The 16089-nt window shown below is 71.4% G+C and carries 15 protein-coding genes; 9 read left to right on the top strand and 6 right to left on the bottom strand.

Going from position 1 to position 16089, the window contains the following annotated elements; translation table 11 throughout:
* Positions 1-2 precede the first annotated feature (2 nt).
* Genes QM572_RS04265 through QM572_RS04255 form a run of 3 tightly spaced genes read right to left on the bottom strand, consistent with a single transcriptional unit; the run spans position 3 to position 1817 of the window.
* Positions 3-476, bottom strand: coding sequence for an HtaA domain-containing protein (locus QM572_RS04265; protein ID WP_415090378.1), 474 nt, complete (start codon positions 474-476; stop codon positions 3-5).
* Complete coding sequence (locus tag QM572_RS04260; RefSeq protein ID WP_415090376.1) at positions 473-1084, bottom strand: carboxymuconolactone decarboxylase family protein; 612 nt, start codon at positions 1082-1084, stop codon at positions 473-475. Before QM572_RS04260 ends, QM572_RS04265 begins: the two co-directional genes overlap by 4 nt.
* 4 nt (positions 1085-1088) lie before the next feature.
* Entirely contained in the window at positions 1089-1817 is a 729-nt protein-coding gene (locus QM572_RS04255) for an SDR family oxidoreductase (protein ID WP_415090374.1), read from the bottom strand.
* 199 nt (positions 1818-2016) lie between these two features.
* Here QM572_RS04255 and QM572_RS04250 point away from each other — a divergent pair, with 199 nt between their 5' ends.
* Positions 2017-3246 (top strand): NAD(P)/FAD-dependent oxidoreductase, encoded by a 1230-nt coding sequence (locus QM572_RS04250; RefSeq protein WP_415090372.1) that lies wholly within the window; start codon positions 2017-2019, stop codon positions 3244-3246.
* A 6-nt stretch (positions 3247-3252) separates the two neighbouring features.
* On the opposite strand, the gene QM572_RS04245 is transcribed toward QM572_RS04250, so the two are convergent.
* From QM572_RS04245 to QM572_RS04235, 3 genes are all read right to left on the bottom strand, one after another.
* Positions 3253-4065: a mycofactocin-coupled SDR family oxidoreductase gene (locus tag QM572_RS04245; protein ID WP_415090370.1), complete on the bottom strand. Its 813-nt coding sequence runs from the start codon at positions 4063-4065 to the stop codon at positions 3253-3255.
* Between the two features lie 84 nt (positions 4066-4149).
* Positions 4150-4653, bottom strand: coding sequence for a flavin reductase family protein (locus QM572_RS04240; protein ID WP_415090368.1), 504 nt, complete (start codon positions 4651-4653; stop codon positions 4150-4152).
* A complete protein-coding gene (locus tag QM572_RS04235) occupies positions 4650-5060 on the bottom strand; it encodes a hypothetical protein (RefSeq protein WP_415090366.1) in 411 nt (136 codons plus the stop codon). Before QM572_RS04235 ends, QM572_RS04240 begins: the two co-directional genes overlap by 4 nt.
* A gap of 291 nt (positions 5061-5351) precedes the next feature.
* Here QM572_RS04235 and QM572_RS04230 point away from each other — a divergent pair, with 291 nt between their 5' ends.
* From QM572_RS04230 to QM572_RS04195, 8 genes are all read left to right on the top strand, one after another.
* The gene (locus QM572_RS04230; protein ID WP_415090363.1) at positions 5352-7964 is read left to right on the top strand and encodes an ATP-binding protein; all 2613 of its coding nucleotides are present in this window, start codon (positions 5352-5354) and stop codon (positions 7962-7964) included.
* 150 nt (positions 7965-8114) lie between these two features.
* Entirely contained in the window at positions 8115-9326 is a 1212-nt protein-coding gene (locus QM572_RS04225; RefSeq protein ID WP_415090361.1) for an acyl-CoA dehydrogenase family protein, read from the top strand.
* Positions 9316-10353, top strand: coding sequence for a phosphotransferase family protein (locus QM572_RS04220; protein ID WP_415090359.1), 1038 nt, complete (start codon positions 9316-9318; stop codon positions 10351-10353). The genes QM572_RS04225 and QM572_RS04220 overlap by 11 nt, the downstream gene beginning before the upstream one ends.
* Before the next feature lie 45 nt (positions 10354-10398).
* Positions 10399-11625, top strand: coding sequence for an acyl-CoA dehydrogenase family protein (locus QM572_RS04215; RefSeq protein WP_415090357.1), 1227 nt, complete (start codon positions 10399-10401; stop codon positions 11623-11625).
* Between the two features lies 1 nt (position 11626).
* Positions 11627-12427, top strand: coding sequence for an enoyl-CoA hydratase/isomerase family protein (locus QM572_RS04210; protein ID WP_415090355.1), 801 nt, complete (start codon positions 11627-11629; stop codon positions 12425-12427).
* 39 nt (positions 12428-12466) lie between these two features.
* Positions 12467-14041 (top strand): fatty acyl-CoA synthetase, encoded by a 1575-nt coding sequence (locus QM572_RS04205; protein WP_415090353.1) that lies wholly within the window; start codon positions 12467-12469, stop codon positions 14039-14041.
* A 9-nt stretch (positions 14042-14050) separates the two neighbouring features.
* The gene (locus tag QM572_RS04200; RefSeq protein ID WP_415090351.1) at positions 14051-15028 is read left to right on the top strand and encodes an NAD(P)H-dependent flavin oxidoreductase; all 978 of its coding nucleotides are present in this window, start codon (positions 14051-14053) and stop codon (positions 15026-15028) included.
* The coding region (locus QM572_RS04195; RefSeq protein WP_415090349.1) for a CaiB/BaiF CoA transferase family protein at positions 15025-16089 on the top strand (1065 nt) is incomplete at its 3' end. The genes QM572_RS04200 and QM572_RS04195, both read left to right, overlap by 4 nt.

The following is a 16089-nucleotide window of genomic DNA, read 5'->3' as shown; positions in this document are numbered from 1 at the left end:
CGTCAATCTATCGGCAAGGCCACATCCAGCGGGGCAAGCTCGGACCCCGCCGGGTAGACCGAGCCGAGCACCTCGGAGCCGACGTCCGTCAGGCTCGGCACCACACCACTCCACGAGAGCCGGCCGTCGGACCCGACGGGCGAGGCAGGGGGGACGGTCGCGATCACGACCCACTCCCCCGGGCCGGCGCCGATGCCGATCGAGCCGCCCTCGCTGCCGAGCTCGATGCGGAGCCTGCTGAGCACCACGTCGAGGAAGCCGTGATGGGCGTTGAAGCGGGCACTGCCGCCGCAGGAGAGCGTCCACATCCCGTCCGACTGGGTCGTCTCGACGACCGGGAACTCGAAGACGTCGTCCGCGTCGAGGGAGGCTCCGCCGGCGGCCTCGCAGGTGCCGGCCGCGATGAGCCGGACGTAGCGTACGAAGGAGGACTTCACGCCCCACCGCACGGATCCCACGGACACGGTCGTGCTCACGCCGTCGGCCGGTGGTCGGCGGGGAAGCCGGTCATGCCTTCGTCCAGCTCGAGGCCGAGGACGTGGAAGGCGGTGCAGTGCATGTCGTAGGTGCCGACGGTGAACGCGAAGTCGATCAGCTGCTGCTTCGAGAACTGCGCCGCGAGCGCGCTCCAGGTGGCGTCCGAGACGTTCTTGACCGTGCACATCTCGTCGACCGCCCGCACGATCGCGGCGTCCTCGGCCGACCACTCGGCCGCGTCGGGCCCCTCGGAGAGCGCGGCGACCTCGGCCTCGGTGAGAGCGCCGGCCGCCTGGCTCATCCAGACGTGCTGGGCCCACTCGTACTCGCCGAAGCCGAGCCACGTGGTGCGCAGGATGGCCATCTCGCGGACCCGGTCGGAGAGCGTGGAGTGGCGCAGGTGGTTGGAGAAGGGCATCCAGCCCCGGACGAAGTCCGGGTGCCAGGCGTAGATGCCGAGGATGTTGGCCTTTGGCCGCTGCGGCGGCGCGGCGGAACCCGGATCGCCGTCGGAGCCGGGGGCGTGGGTGCGGAGCACCGCGAAGGCGTCGTCGACGTCCGAGGTCCAGTCCTCGGTGGGGCGGGGGGAGATGCGTGGCTGGTTCATGAGATCACCCGATGAAGGAGCCGCCGTTGACGCTGACGGTCTGGCCGGTTACGTAGGACGCCCCGTCGGAGACGAGGTAGGAGACGGCCGCGGCGATGTCGTCGCCGGTGCCGACCCGGCCGACGGGAATGTACTTGGCCATGTCCTCGGCCGAGGGCATCCGGCCCGCCGCGCGCTTCTTCTGGACGCTGGGCGTGTCGATCGAGGACGGCGCGACGGTGTTGACGGTGATCCCGGACTTGGCGAACTCCATGGCGAGCGCCTTCGTCAGGGCCATCTGCCCGCCCTTGGAGGCCGCGTAGTGGGCCATGTTCGGAGCGCCCCGCTGGGCGCTGGAGGAGGAGATCAGGACGACCCTCCCCCACCCGGCGCTGACCAGGTCGGGAAGGGCGGACTGGACGGTGTTGAAGGTGCCGGTCAGGTTGATCGCGAGCGTGCGGTTCCACTGCTCCAGCGTCATCTCGAGGAAGGGCTGCTGGATCGCGACGGCCGCGTTCGCGACGATCGCGGCGATCGGGCCGAGCTCGGCGCGCGCGGAGGCCACGGCCGCGTCGACCTGGTCGCGCTCGCTGACGTCGACGCCGTAGCCGCGCGCCACTCCGCCCGACTCCGTGATCTCCTCTGCGGCCTGGACGGCGGCATCGGTCACGACGTCCAGGATCGCCACCTTGAAGCCGTCGGCTGCCAGCCGGCCGGCGATGGACCGGCCGATCCCCGCAGCTCCGCCGCTCACGACGGCAACGCCACCTTCGGGCCGCATCGCCCACCTCCTCGGCATGTTTCCGGCAACGGAACAGGCGTTCTGTTGCAGACTCAGATTGTCGGTCAGGCGTCGTGCTGTCAACCCTCAGCCCTCGACAGATGTTGCGTTGTATGACTAACTTGTTTCTTTGAATGCGGCAACGCCTGCTCTTCCAAAAGGATCTCACTCGATGACCATCGAACATCTCGACCGCCACGTGGTGATCGTCGGCGCATCGCTCGCCGGGACGAGGACGGCCCAGGGCCTGCGCGCGGCCGGCCACACCGGCCCGATCACGCTGATCGGCGCCGAGGCCGAGCTGCCCTACGACCGGCCCCCGCTGTCCAAGGCGCTTCTCACCAGCGACTGGTCCGAGGTGGCCGTCGCCGGCGTACGCCTGGCGAGCGCCGACGAGCTGGCCGAGGCGGGGATCGAGCTGCTGCTCGGCCAGGCGGCCACCAGCCTCGACACCGCCGCCAAGCAGGTCGGGCTCGCCGGCGGCGGCACGGCGTCGTACGACGTCCTCGTCATCGCCACGGGTGCCGCGGCGCGTCCGTCCCCCTGGACGCCGGAGTCGGGGGTCTACCAGCTCCGCACGCTCGAGGACGCCCGGGCGATCGCCCAGCGCCTCGCGCTCGGCGAGCCGATCGTCGTGGTGGGTGGTGGCTTCATCGGGACGGAGATCGCCGCGGCCGCCGTCGGCCTCGGCTGCCCGGTCACCGTCGTCGACCCGCTCCCCGAGCCGATGGCCCGGCTGGTCGGGCCGGAAATCGCCGGCAGCCTCGTCGGCCTCCACCTGCGCAACGGAGCCGAGACGCGGTTCGGCGTCGGCGTCGCCGACATCACCGGCAGCGCCGGTGACCTGACGGTCGAGCTCGCCGACGGCGAGCGGATCGCCGCGTCCAGCGCCATCGTGGGCATCGGCTCGGTCCCCGGCACCGACTGGCTGGAGGACTCCGGGCTCAAGCTCGACAACGGCGTCCTCACCGACGGCCGCCTCCAGGCGCTGGGCGTCGAGGACGTCTACGCTGTCGGCGACGTCGCGCGCTGGCCGCACGCTGGCCGTGGCGCGGACGTCCGGGCCGAGCACTGGACCAATGCCAGCGACCAGGCCCGCTATCTCGCCACCGCGCTCACCCAGGGTGTCGAGACCGACTACGCCTCGACGGACTACGTCTGGTCCGACCAGTACGACTGGAAGGTCAACGCGGTCGGGTGGCGCGACCCGGCCGGCACGTCCGTCGTGATCGGCGACCTGCTCGAGGGGAAGCGGGCCGCGGTCGTCCACGCGGACGCCGCCGGCGCCGCCTGCGGCGTCGTCACCGTCAACTGGGTCCGCGCGCTCAACCAGGCGCGCCGCCTGCTCATGGCCGGCGAGTCGGCCGAGACGATCGCCGACGCCCTCCGCCAGCTCCTCTGACGCCGGTCAGTACTCGGTGACCCCGGCGTCCGGGGTGATCTCGTGCGCCGTGATGAACGCCGACTGGTCCGAGGCGAGGAAGACCACCGAGTTGGTGATGTCGGACGACTGCGCCTTCTCCGCCGGGAGGATGTTCGCGAACATCCCGCCGAGCTTGGGGTGCGCCTCGAGCGCGTCGCCGATGATGCCGAGCACGCGCCCTCCACCCATCGGCGTGTCGACGGCGCAGGGGTGGATGCTGTTGACGCGGATGTTGTACTCGCCCAGCTCCACCGCGAAGGCCTTCGCGAGCCCCCGGACACCGAACTTGCTCGCGGTGTAGGGGACCAGGAACGGCTGCACCCGGATCCCGGCCGCCGAGCTGATCAGGATGATGGAGCCCCCGCCCGCCGCGACGAGGTGCCTCGCACCTGCCATCACGGTGTTCCACGTGCCGGTCAGGTTGACCGCGATCGTCGTGTCCCAGTTCTCCGGCGTCACCTCGTCCCAGACCGCCGGGAAGCAGATCCCCGCGTTCGCCACGATGACGTCGAGGCGGCCGAGATCCGCCACGGCGCTCTCGACCGCGGTGCTGAGCCCCTCGCGGTCGCGAATGTCGACCCGGGCGGCGATCACCCGCCGGCCCTCCTTCTCGACCAGCGCGGCGGTCTCGTCGAGCTCGTCGGGGGTGGCCGCCTCGTACGGCATCCCGGGGATCTCCTCGCATACGTCGACCGCGATGATGTCAGCGCCTTCCTCGGCCAGCCTGACCGCATGGCTGCGGCCCTGGCCCCGGGCCGCTCCGGTCACCAGCGCCACCTTTCCCTCAAGCAGTCCCATCTGACTCGACCTCCTCGTTCCTGGTGCGTGTTCCTGGTGTGTTGTGTCGTGCTGTTCGTGGTGCGGCGTGCCGTGCGTCGTGCCTCAGGGCGCCAGGGGCGCATGCGTGCCGAAACGCCGGCCGAAGTAGGACAGCGGCGGCTGCTCTACGTCGACCTCGCAGTGCTCGACGCGACCGACCAGGATCAGGTGGTCGCCGCCGCCGAGGATCTCCTCGGTGCTGCAGCGCAGCCACGCCACTGACCGGGGCAGCCGCGGAAGCTGACCCTCGGGGAGCCAGGTGACCTCGTCGAACTTGTCATCGCCCTTGCCGGCGAACCGCATCGCCAGGGAGGCCTGATCGGTCGAGAGGACGTTGACGCCGAAGCGGCCCGTGCGCTCCACGACCTCCAGCAGGCGCGAGGAGCGATCCAGGGCGACGGTGACCAGCTGCGGATGCAGCGAGAGCGAGGCGAACGCGCTCACGGTGGTGCCGTGGGCGCGCCCCTGCTCGCAGGCGGTGACGACCGTGACAGGTGCGCACAGGTGCGCCATCGCATCGCGGAACTGCTCGGTCAGCACGCCGCTCTCCGTCGGGACCGCGCTCATCCGGCAAGCCCGACCCGGCGCCAGAACTCGGCGAAGGAGGGCGGGCAGACGTCGGTCCCGCGGGTGACCTTCCCGTCGACGAACTGGTGGGTCATCACCATGGTGAAGTCCAGCTCCTCCTCGCCGAGGCGGCGATAGGCGCTGAGGTACGCCACGACGAGCCCCTCGGGAGTGGTCTCGGTCTTGACGACGTCGTTGCGCGCCTCGTCGAGCTTCGCCAAGATGCCGAAGGCCTCCAGGAACTCGCCCTTGGTGTAGACGCGCTGGCTTCCGTCCAGGGTGAAGCCGGCCCACGTCATGTCCTCGGCGTAGAGGTCGACCAGCAGGCTGGCGTCCCCGGCAGCGGCGGCGGTGAACGCGGCCACCAGCGCCTCGGCGTCGGTGGATGTCGTCGATGTCGTGCTCATGGGTCTCTCTTCCGTGCGGCGGATCCGGCCGATCGCGACCGGTGGACCCGACTCACCCTGGTCGGCGGGGGACGCGCGTGTAACCGTCGTCATACGTGGTCAGCCACCCGCCTGTCGGCCCCCGGTGGCCCTGCCGGAGCCACCGGCTCCCGGGACCGGGCCAGGAGCGACGACACATGTTGACCCCCGGTGACACGTAGCTCCACCCGACTCCGTCCGATCGCCTTGACAGGAGCGACGGCGGGACGGAAAGTGACGCACATCTCATCGATGAGGCTGAGGGGTGGTCCGGTGAACCGTGCCGAGTGGAGCGAGATCCACCGCCTCCGAGACGCCGGCATGTCGATCAAGGGGATCGCAGCCGCGCTCGCCATGTCCCGCAACACCGTACGCCGGGGGCTCGGCCTGACCGAGCCGCCCGATGATCACCGCGCGCGAGCCGGCAGCGTCACCGATGCCTACGCCGACCGCATCCGCGAACTGCTCGCGGACGACCCCGACATGCCGATCGCCCGGATCGCGGAGGAGCTGGGGTGGACACGCTCACGGACGACGCTCGCCCGCCGCGTCGCGACCGAGCGCGAGCGCCTTGGCTCGGGGGACGCGGCCTCGCCCGACCCGACACCGGACCGACGACCGACTCTCGCCGTGCCCTCCTTCCCCACCGAGTTCGTCGGACGGCGGGCGGAGCTCAACCAGCTCCGCACCTCGCTCGGAACGCACCGGCTCGTCACGATCGCGGGCGTCGGCGGCGTGGGCAAGACGCGGATCGCGGCGCAGGCTGCCTCGGAGTTCCGCCGTGCGTACGCCGACGGAGTGCGGGTGGTCGAGCTGGCCCAGGTCCGGAAGCCGGCGCTGGTGGCCCAGGCGGTCTTCGACGGACTGGGGCTGGCACCCTTCGACCGACCGGGCCACTCGGTGACCGGGGCCATCATCGAGCGGATCCGCCACCAGCAGCTGCTGCTGGTGCTCGACAACTGCGAACACGTCGCCGAGGCGTGCGCCGACCTGATCGCCGAGCTCCTGCGCTTCACCACCGGACTCCGCGTCCTGGCCACCAGCCGGGAGGTCCTGAGCCTGCCCGGCGAGTGCGTCGTGGTGCTGCAGCCGCTGTCGTCGGCCGCGATGTCCCTGTTCGAGAGCAGGGCCCGGGACATCCTGTCGGACTTCGAGCTCAGCGACGCCAACCGTGCGGCGGTGCAGCGGATCTGCGAGCGTCTCGACGGGCTTCCCCTGGCGATCGAGCTCGCCTGCGCCCGACTGCGCGCACTCACCGTCACCGAGTTGGCCGACCGGCTCGACCGCGGGCTCGACCTGCTCTCCAGCCGCGGGCTGGCCGGCTCGGAGCGCCATCAGAGCCTCGAGGCGGCGCTGCGCTGGAGCTACGAGCTCTGCACACCGCAGCAGCAGCTGCTCTGGGCCCGGATCTCGGTGTTCGCCGGCGGGTTCGACGTCGAGATGGCCGAGGCGATCTGCGCCGACGAGCGGCTGCGGCCCGGAGAGGTGCTCGACTGCCTCTACGACCTGGTCGGCAAGTCCGTCCTGGCTCGCGAGGAGGCCGGCGGCCGGGTGAGATTCCGCGTGCTCGAGACGATCCGCGAGTTCGGCCACGCACTCCTCGAGCCCGTCGAGAGCCAGCGACTGACACGGCGACACCTCACCTGGTGCGCGGAGCTGGTGGAGACCGCGGCGAGACGATGGTCCAGTGACGAGCAGGCGGCGCTGGCGATCCGGCTCCGGAGCAACGTGGCCAACCTGCGCACGGCCCTGCAGACCGCCACCGGTGCCGGCGACCTGGATCCCGATCCGGAGATCGCCGCGGTGCTCGCGTCCTCGGCCTGGTTCCTGTGGACCTGCGGCGTCTCCGCCCGCGAGCACGTGCACTGGCTCGAGGAGGTGCTCCTGATGCCGGACCTCCCCGAAGCGGCCCGGGCCCGGGTGATCGCGACGCTGGGCATGGTGGAGACCCTCCGCGGCAACCGGACCGGCCTGAGCGACGCGCTCTCGTCGGCCGTCGAGGTGGCCGAACGCCACGACGACCTCGCCACGGCCGCGCTCGCCACCGACGCGCTCGGCCTCGGAGCATTCTTCGGCGGAGACACGGCGGCCGCCGGCGTACTCCTGACCCGCGCCGTCCGGCTGTGCGAGCACGGAACGGTGACCCGCCCGGACGTCTGGTGCGCGGCCCAGGTCCATCTCGGGATGGTGGCCGCGTTCGCGGGACGCGGAGATGACGCCGAGAGGCATGTCGACGCGGTCCTACGGCGCTCCGAGACGACGGGCGAGCACTGGTTCCGGTCCTACGCCACCCACGGACGCGGACTGGTCGCCCTGGCGAAGGGCGACCCCCGCAGGGCCGCCGAAGAGGCACGGGAGAGCCTGCGGCTCCTGCGCGAGTTCGCCGACGGCGTCGGCGTACCCCTCATGATCGAGCTGCTGGCCTGGGCCGAGGCCGAATCGGGCGTCGCCGACCGGGCGGCCGTCCTCCTGGGCGCGTCGTCGGTGCTGTGGCAGGCGTTCGGGGAGCAGCTCTACGGGTCGCGGCCGTGGCTCGCGAAGCGCGAGGAGGTCGAGCGCGCGGTCACCAGGGCCCTCGGTGAGCACGGCTACCGCACCCGGCATGCTCACGGAGCGGCTCTGAGCATTCAGGAGCTCCTGGGCTTCGCCCTCGGGGAGAGCACCCAGACCTTCCCGGCTGCCGGCGGGGTGCCCTCCTCGCTCGAGTCGCTCTCTCCTCGCGAGCGCGAGGTCGCGCAGCACGTGGCCGCCGGACTCACCAACAAGCAGATCGCCGAAACGCTCGTCGTCTCCCCACGCACCGTGGAGGGCCACGTGGAGCACATCCTCGCGAAGCTCGGCGTGGCGAACCGCAACCAGGTCGCCCTCACCGTCGCAGGCGGATGAGCGGGCGGGGAAGCCGGCCAAGGCACCGGCACCGTCGATCACGTGCCTGACCACGTGGTCTCCCGGCTGTGACCCAGGTCTCGTTCTCGGAGTGTTGTCCACGTCACAACGACGGCGAGACGCCGGAGACGATGGATGGGAGTCCTGCGCATGACCGAGACACTGAGCCGCCCGCTGGCGACGAGCACGACATCGACCGATGGCGAAGAGTACGTGGCGCGCGCTCGTGCCCTGTCGCCCCTCATCCGCGCCGAGGCCGACGGGATGGAGGCCGCGCGGACCGTCTCCGAGCCGGTCGTGCAGGCCCTGCGCGATGCGGAGCTGTTCTGGGCCCTCGTGCCCCGCGAGTACGACGGCCTGGGACTCGGCATCGTGCCCTCCCTCAAGATCGTCGAGGAGCTCTCCTGCGCCGACGGCTCGACCGGCTGGGCGTTCATGGCCAATGCGTTCAGCACCGGGATCGCGGCCGGCTACCTCACCGAGAGGGGAGCGCGCGAGATCTTCGCCCTGCCGGGGCGCGGGATCACGGCGGGGATGATCCTGCCGACGGGCACCGCGGTGCGGGTCGAGGGCGGCTACCGGGTCAACGGGCAGTACCGCTTCGCCAGCGGATCCGCCCACGCCACCTGGATCGGCGCCGGCTTCTCGGTCACCGGTGCCGACGGCACCCCGGAGATCGACGCCAACGGGCAGCCTGTCTGCCGCGTCGCCTTCGTCCCACGCGCCGAGGTGGACTTCACCGGCGGCTGGGACGTCATGGGCATGGCGGCCACCGGCTCCTACGACTACACCGTCTCGGACGTGTTCGTCCCCGAGGCCCACGCGATGGACACCTTCTCCACCGTCCCCGTCCGCCCCGAGCCGGTCTACGCCCTCGGCCTCCTGGGGATCGGGGTCGGCGGCCACGCCCCGGTCGCCCTCGGCCTCGCCCGGCGCGCGCTCGAGGAGATCGCGTCCATCACCGCCACGAAGTCGCGGCCCGGCTATGCGACCGTGATCGGCGACAACGAGATGTTCCGTCGCGAGTTCGCCCACCACGAGGCCACGCTCCAGGCGGCGCGCCGCTACGTCTACGACCTCCACGCCGAGGCGGAGCTGGCCGCAGGCCGGGGCGAGCTGACCGACGAGCAGCGCGCTCGGCTACGCCAGGTCACCACCTGGGTGCAGACCGTCGCCCATGACGTGGTCTCCTTCGCCTACAACTGGGGCGGCAGTGCCTCGCTGCGCAATCCGAGCGCGCTCGGCCGCTGCATGCGCGACGCACTGGTGGCGACCCAGCACGCGCTCGTCGAGCCGATGACCCTGGTCGATGCCGCCGCTGAGATCCTTCCCGGCTACCGCCTGTCCGTCGATGGTCTCTGATCGGGACGACGAGGTCCGGCTCGCCGACTACCTACGGCCGCACGTCGGCGGTCTGGCCGGACCCCTGCGTCTGGACCTCATGGCCGGCGGGCGATCGAACCCCACCTATCTGGTCTCGGACGGCGCGCGCGAATGGGTGCTGCGCCGACCCCCGCACGGTCACGTGCTGCCGACGGCGCACGACATGGCGCGGGAGTTCCACGTTCTGCGGGCACTCGGGCCGACCGTCGTACCGGTGCCGGAGGCGGTGCTGCTGTGCACCGATCACACCGTTCTCGGCACCGACTTCTACGTGATGGAGCGGCTCCGCGGACACTCGCTGCGGACCCGCGAGCAGGCGGAGGAGCTGAACCCGCAGCAGCGCCGCGACCTCAGCGCCGCCCTGGTGCGTGTCCTCGCCGACCTCCACACGGTGGACGCCGAGCAGGTCGGTCTCGCCGGATTCGGCCGTCCGGACGGCTACCTCGCCCGTCAGCTTCGTCGCTGGCGGCAGCAGTGGCAGTCCTCGCGCACCGGCGACCGGCCCGAGGTCGAGCGGCTTCTCGACGAGCTGGAGCACTCCTGTCCGGAGAGCCGGTATCCCGGCATCGTCCATGGGGACTACAAGACCGACAACGTGATGCTCGCGCCGGAGGACCCGACCCGCATCGTGGGCGTCCTCGACTGGGAGATGTCCACCCTCGGCGACACCATGGCCGACCTGGGGATCCTGCTGAGCTTCTGGGACCAGCCCGACGAGCCGTACAACCCGGTCAGCGTCGGCGTCACGGCCCTGGACGGCTTCCTCACCCGCGAGGAGGTGGTCGACCTCTACGCGGCACTCCGCGGCGTCGACGTGACCGACATCGACTGGTACATCGCCTTCGCCGACCTCAAGGTCGCCATCATCCTCGAGGGGATCCGCCGCCGGCATCTCCAGGGCCAGACGACCGGCGAGGGCTTCGACGACGTCGGCGACATGGTCGATCCCCTCATCGACCGCGCCCGGATGCGCCTCAGCAGCCTTCCCGCTCAGCGCCGGCGCTGAGCTCCGGACCCTCCGACATCGAGCACACCGAAGAGAGCACCCAGGGTGGACTTCAAGCACAGTGACAAGGTCATCGACCTCCAAGAGCGCCTCACCGCCTTCATGCAGGACCACGTGATCCCCGCCGAGCAGGTGGCCGAGGAGTACCTCCGCGAGCACCCGGACCACTGGGGACAGCCACCGGTGATGCGCAACCTCCGAGACGAGGCCCGGCGTCAGGACCTGTGGAACCTCTTCCTGCCCCAGGATCCACGCGGCGGCGGGCTCACCAACCTCGAGTACGCACCGCTCGCCGAGCTGACCGGCTGGAGTCCCCAGCTGGCTCCCGAGGCGCTGAACTGCAGCGCCCCCGACACCGGCAACATGGAGATGCTCTCCCGGTACGGCACCGACGAGCAGCACCGGCGGTGGCTGGCGCCGCTGCTCGCCGGCGAGTTCCGCTCCGCCTTCTCGATGACCGAGCCGGCGGTGGCGAGCTCGGACGCCAACAACGTCGAGCTGGAGATCCGCGCCGACGGGGACGCCTGGGTGCTCAACGGCCGCAAGTGGTGGTCCAGCGGAGCGATGCGGCCCGATTGCCGGGTCACGTTCGTCATGGGCGTCACCGACCCCGAGGCTCCGGTGGGACGGCGGCACAGCATCGTCGCGGTTCCGCTCGACGCCCCCGGGCTGACGCGGGTGCGCTCGACCCACGTGCTCGGGTACGACGACCGCCACGAGGGCGGCCACGCGGTGATCGACTTCCAGGACGTCCGCGTGCCCCAGGACCACCTGCTCGGCCCACGCGGCGGTGGGTTCGCCGTCGCGCAGGGGCGCCTCGGTCCGGGTCGGATCCACCACTGCATGCGCCTGATCGGGATGGGCGAGCGCGCGCTGGCGCACCTGGTCAACCGTGCCAACAGCCGAGTCGCGTTCGGTCAGCCGCTCGCCGACCAGGGTGTCGTGCAGGCCCACGTCGCCGACGCCCGCGTGGCGATCGACGCCGCCCGCCTGCTCGTGCTCAAGGCGGCGTGGCGGATGGACCGCGAGGGGGCCAAGGCCGCCCGACACGACATCGCCAAGGCGAAGATCCTCGTGCCCGGCGCGATCAAGAAGGTCATCGACGACGCGATCCAGGTGCACGGTGGGGCAGGTCTCTCCCAGGACGTCCCCCTGCCGATGCTCTACGCCCAGGCCCGCTTCCTGCAGATCGCCGACGGCCCCGACGAGGTGCACCGCCGATCGCTGGCCCGTCATGAGCTGGCCTCCTCCCCCACCATCAAGGTGGCCTGAGATGCGCGCCTACACGACGCTGACCGTGACCCGTCCCCAGCCCGAGATCGTGGTGGCGACGCTCGACCGGCCACAGCGGCTCAACGCCATCACCTTCGTGATGTTCGAGGAGTTCGCCGCCCTCCAGCGGGCCGTGGACGCCGACCCCGTGGCCCGTGTCCTCATCCTGACCGGAGCCGGCCGGGCCTTCTGCGCCGGCCTGGACCTCGACGAGGCGGCGACGCTGCCGGAGATGCCGGCTGCCACGATGCTGACCCAGCAGGACTTCTGGGCGGACGCGGTCGGCGGCTTCCGCACGATGAGGAAGCCGGTCATCGCCGCCGTCCACGGCGCCGCGGCGGGCGCAGGCTTCGGGCTGGCGCTCGCGGCCGACATCCGCATCGCCGCCACCGACGCCCGGTTCAATGCCGCGTTCGTGCGCATCGGCCTCTCCGGCGGCGACGTCGGCACGTCGTGGGCCCTGCCACGGATCGTCGGTCTCGGGCGCGCCTACGAGATCCTCCTGACCGGCCGGTTCGTGGACTCCTCGGAAGCGCTGTCGATCGGCCTGGTGACCGAGATCGTCGAGCCGGACGACCTGCTGGACCGCGCGGTCGAGGTCGCCCGGCAGATCTGCGGGAACAGCCCGGCCGCCATGGAGCTGACCAAGAGGGTGGTGCAGCAGAACGTCGACGCGCCGTCGCTCGAGGCCGCCCTCGCGCTGGAGAACCGCAGCCAGGTCCTGGCGACCCGGACAGCCGACATGGTCGAGGCGCTGAGCGCCTTCCGCGAGAAGCGAGAGCCGACCTTCGTCGGCCACTGAGCAGACCATCCGACACCACACCCGGAAGGCGGGACGACTGTGACAGAGAAGGACATCGCGCGAGCCCGGCGCCATGCGCTCGGCGATCTGCCTCGCCGCAGCGCCCGGCGGACGCCGGCGAAGCTCGCGATCGTGGACGGCGACACCACCCTGACGTTCGCCGAGCTCGACGACCGGATCGACCGGTTCGCGGCGGCCCTCGCGGACGCCGGTCTGGTCAAGGGGGACGCGCTGGCGATCTTCGCCCACAACTGCTGGCAGTTCCCGGTCGTCGTCTTCGCGGCAGCACGACTCGGCGTGATCACGGTGCCGATCAACTTCATGCTCACCAGCGACGACGTCGCCTACATCCTCGGCCACAGCGGCGCGAGGGGCCTCGTGGTCGAGGACGAGCTGGTGGACACCGCGAGCAAGGCCCTCGCCGCCGTACGCCGGGACCTGGCCCTGACCGCCGTCATCCGCAGCACCGGCGCCCTCGTCGACGGCGACTGGGTGGACGTGGACTCCTGGCTGACCCGGCCCGGCGGCCCGCCCCCCGAGGTCGAGGTCGACGACGAGGACCCGATCCGGATCATGTACACCAGCGGGACCGAGTCCCGTCCCAAGGGCGTCGTGCTCACCAGCCGGTCCCTGCTGTGGCAGTACACCAGCTGCATCAGCACGGGCGGGATGTCGGCCTCCGACGTGGAGGTGCATGCTCTGCCGCTCTATCACTGCGCGCAGCTGGACAACTTCCTCGCGACCGACATCTACCTCGGCGCCACCAGCATCATCCTGCGGCGGCCGGATCCCGTGACGATCCTGCGGGCGATCGAGGAGCACCGGGTGACCAACCTCTTCGGCCCCCCGACCGTGTGGATCGACCTGCTCAACAGCCCGGCCTTCGACTCCACCGACGTCTCCAGTCTGGCCAAGGGCTACTACGGAGCCTCCGCCATGCCCGCCGAGGTGCTGACCAGACTCGGCGACCGGCTGCCGGAGATGCGCTTCTGGAACTTCTACGGGCAGACCGAGATGGCCTCCCTGGCGACGGCGCTGCCACCGGAGGAGCAGCGGACCAAGCCGGGTGCCGCGGGGTATCCGGCTCTCAACGTCGAGACGGTGGTGGTCGACGACGACGGGCGCGTGCTCCCGGCCGGCGAGGTGGGCGAGATCGCCCACCGCAGCCCGCATCTCACCCGTGGCTACCTCGACGACCCTGAGCAGAGCGCCGCGGCGTTCCGCGACGGCTGGTTCCACAGCGGCGACCTCGGCTACCTCGATGCCGACGGATGCCTGTACGTCGTCGATCGCAAGAAGGACATGATCAAGACGGGCGGCGAGAACGTCTCCAGCCGTGAGGTCGAGGAGGTCATCTACCAGCACCCGGCGGTGGCCGAGGCCGCGGTGTTCGGGGTGGCGGACCCTCGTTGGATCGAGGCGATCGTCGCCGTCGTCGTACCCGTCCCCGGCGCCGACCCCAGCCCCGAGGAGATCCTCGCCTTCGCCCGCGAGCGGCTGGCCGGCTACAAGACCCCGAAGCACGTCCACGTGGCCGACGCGCTGCCCAAGAACCCCAGCGGCAAGATCCTCAAGCGGGATCTGCGGACCACCTACGCGCCGACGCGCGCCTGAAGGAGAAGCATGATCACGACCCCGTTCACCTCCCAGCTCGGCGTGAGGCACCCGATCCTCTGTGGCGGGATGACCGGCTACGGGACGGCACAGCTGATCAGCGCCGTCGCGAACGCTGGCGCGCTCGGCTTCCTCACGGCGTTGACCCAGCCGACCCCCGAGGACCTGGTCAAGGAGATCGCGCGGACCCGCGACCTCACCGACCAGCCGTTCGGGGTGAACCTGACGATCCTGCCGACGATCAACCCGGTGCCGTACGACGAGTACCGCACGGCGATCGTGGAGTCGGGAATCACGGTCGTCGAGACGGCCGGGTCGAGTCCGGCGCCGCATCTGCCGGACTTCAAGGCCGCGGGAGTGACCGTGATCCACAAGGCGACCAGCGTGCGGCACGCGCTCTCGGCCCAGGCGAAGGGCGTGGACTACGTGAGCATCGACGGGTTCGAGTGCGCCGGCCACCCCGGGGAGGACGACGTGCCGGGCCTGGTCCTGATCCCGGCGGCCGTGAGGGCGCTGGACGTCCCGGTGATCGCCTCCGGGGGCATCGCGACCGGCTCCGGCCTGGCGGCGGCGCTGGCGCTGGGAGCGGTGGCCGTCAACATGGGGACGCGGTTCGTCGCCACCGACGAGGCGCCCGCCCATCCCAACGTCAAAGCCCAGGTGGTGACCAACTCCGAGCTGGACACGAAGGTGATCTTCCGGTCCTTCCACAACAGCGCGCGAGTGGCCCGGAACTCGATCTCCGAGCAGATCGCCGAGATCGGGGCGCGGCCCGGTGCGACGTTCGCCGACGTGGCCGAGCTGGCCTCCGGCGCCCGCGGCCGACAGCGCGTGCTGGTCGAGGGCGACGTCGAGGGTGGCGTCTGGTGGGCCGGCCAGACCCAGGGCCTGATCGACTCCGTGGGCTCCTGCGAGGAGGTCGTGGAGACCATCGTGGCCGAGGCCGAGGCCATCATCGCCTCGCGGCTGCCGGCCTACCTCTCATGAGCACGACCACGAGCGTGGGACCGCTCGCCGGGCTCCGCGTGGTGGAGCTCGCCGGGATCGGGCCCGGCCCGCACGCCTGCATGGTGCTGGCCGACCTCGGCGCCGACGTGGTCCGGATCGAGCGGCCCTCGGCCGGCCTCGACGTCGCCAACGGCAAGCCCGACCAGCTGCTCCGCAACCGCCGCTCGTTCGCCGCCAACCTGAAGGACCCCGCCGATCTCGCCACCGTGCGCAGCCTGATCGCCGTCGCCGACGTCCTGGTCGAGGGCTACCGCCCGGGCGTGGCCGAGCGGCTCGGGCTCGGTCCCGACGAGGTCACGGCGACCAACCCACGGCTCGTCTACGCCCGGATGACCGGCTGGGGACAGACCGGATCCCGGTCCCGCACGGCCGGGCACGACATCAACTACGTCTCCCTCACGGGCGCCCTGCACTCGATCGCCCGAGCTGGCCAGAAGCCGACGGTGCCCCTCAACCTCGTCGGCGACTTCGGTGGCGGGTCGATGCTCTGTCTCGTCGGCATCCTCTCCGCCCTGTGGGAGCGGGACCGGTCCGGCACGGGTCAGGTGATCGACGCCGCGATGGTCGACGGCACGTCGCTGCTGATGCAGATGGTCTGGTCGATGTACGGCGTCGGCGAATGGGTCGACGAGCCGGCGAGCAACCTCCTGGACGGCGGGGCGCCCTTCTACGACGTCTACGCCTGCGCCGGTGGAGGTCATGTGGCCGTGGGCGCCATCGAGCCGCAGTTCTATGCGGAGCTGATCCGCGGGCTCGGGCTGGAGGAGTCCACGCTGCCCGAGCAGCACGACCGCTCCGGCTGGCCGCGGCTGCGCGCCCTCATCGCGCACCGCTTCCTCAGCAGGACGCGCGACGAGTGGACGGCCGTCTTCGACGGCACCGACGCCTGCGTCACGCCCGTCCTGTCCCTGGCCGAGGCCTCGACCGACGCCCACCTGACCGCCCGCCGGAGCCTCATCGCGACCGCGGGCGTCACGCAGGCCGGCCCGGCGCCGCGGTTCTCGCGGACCGCGACGGCGCAGCCGCGGCCGCCCCGCCCG

It is taken from the genome of Nocardioides sp., from assembly GCF_047607365.1.
In the GTDB taxonomy this organism is placed as follows: Bacteria; Actinomycetota; Actinomycetes; order Propionibacteriales; family Nocardioidaceae; genus Nocardioides.
The sequence above is the reverse complement of the archived record's forward strand: the minus strand, read 5'-3'. Positions and strand labels throughout refer to the sequence as shown.

Excerpts from the sequence above, each read along its gene's own strand:
- QM572_RS04260 (WP_415090376.1), bottom strand. The coding sequence starts at position 1,084 with ATGAACCAGCCACGCATCTCCCCCCGCCCCACCGAGGACTGGACCTCG.
- QM572_RS04250 (WP_415090372.1), top strand. The coding sequence starts at position 2,017 with ATGACCATCGAACATCTCGACCGCCACGTGGTGATCGTCGGCGCATCG.
- QM572_RS04245 (WP_415090370.1), bottom strand. The coding sequence starts at position 4,065 with ATGGGACTGCTTGAGGGAAAGGTGGCGCTGGTGACCGGAGCGGCCCGG.
- QM572_RS04240 (WP_415090368.1), bottom strand. The coding sequence starts at position 4,653 with ATGAGCGCGGTCCCGACGGAGAGCGGCGTGCTGACCGAGCAGTTCCGC.
- QM572_RS04235 (WP_415090366.1), bottom strand. The coding sequence starts at position 5,060 with ATGAGCACGACATCGACGACATCCACCGACGCCGAGGCGCTGGTGGCC.
- QM572_RS04225 (WP_415090361.1), top strand. The coding sequence starts at position 8,115 with ATGACCGAGACACTGAGCCGCCCGCTGGCGACGAGCACGACATCGACC.
- QM572_RS04220 (WP_415090359.1), top strand. The coding sequence starts at position 9,316 with ATGGTCTCTGATCGGGACGACGAGGTCCGGCTCGCCGACTACCTACGG.
- QM572_RS04210 (WP_415090355.1), top strand. The coding sequence starts at position 11,627 with ATGCGCGCCTACACGACGCTGACCGTGACCCGTCCCCAGCCCGAGATC.
- QM572_RS04200 (WP_415090351.1), top strand. The coding sequence starts at position 14,051 with ATGATCACGACCCCGTTCACCTCCCAGCTCGGCGTGAGGCACCCGATC.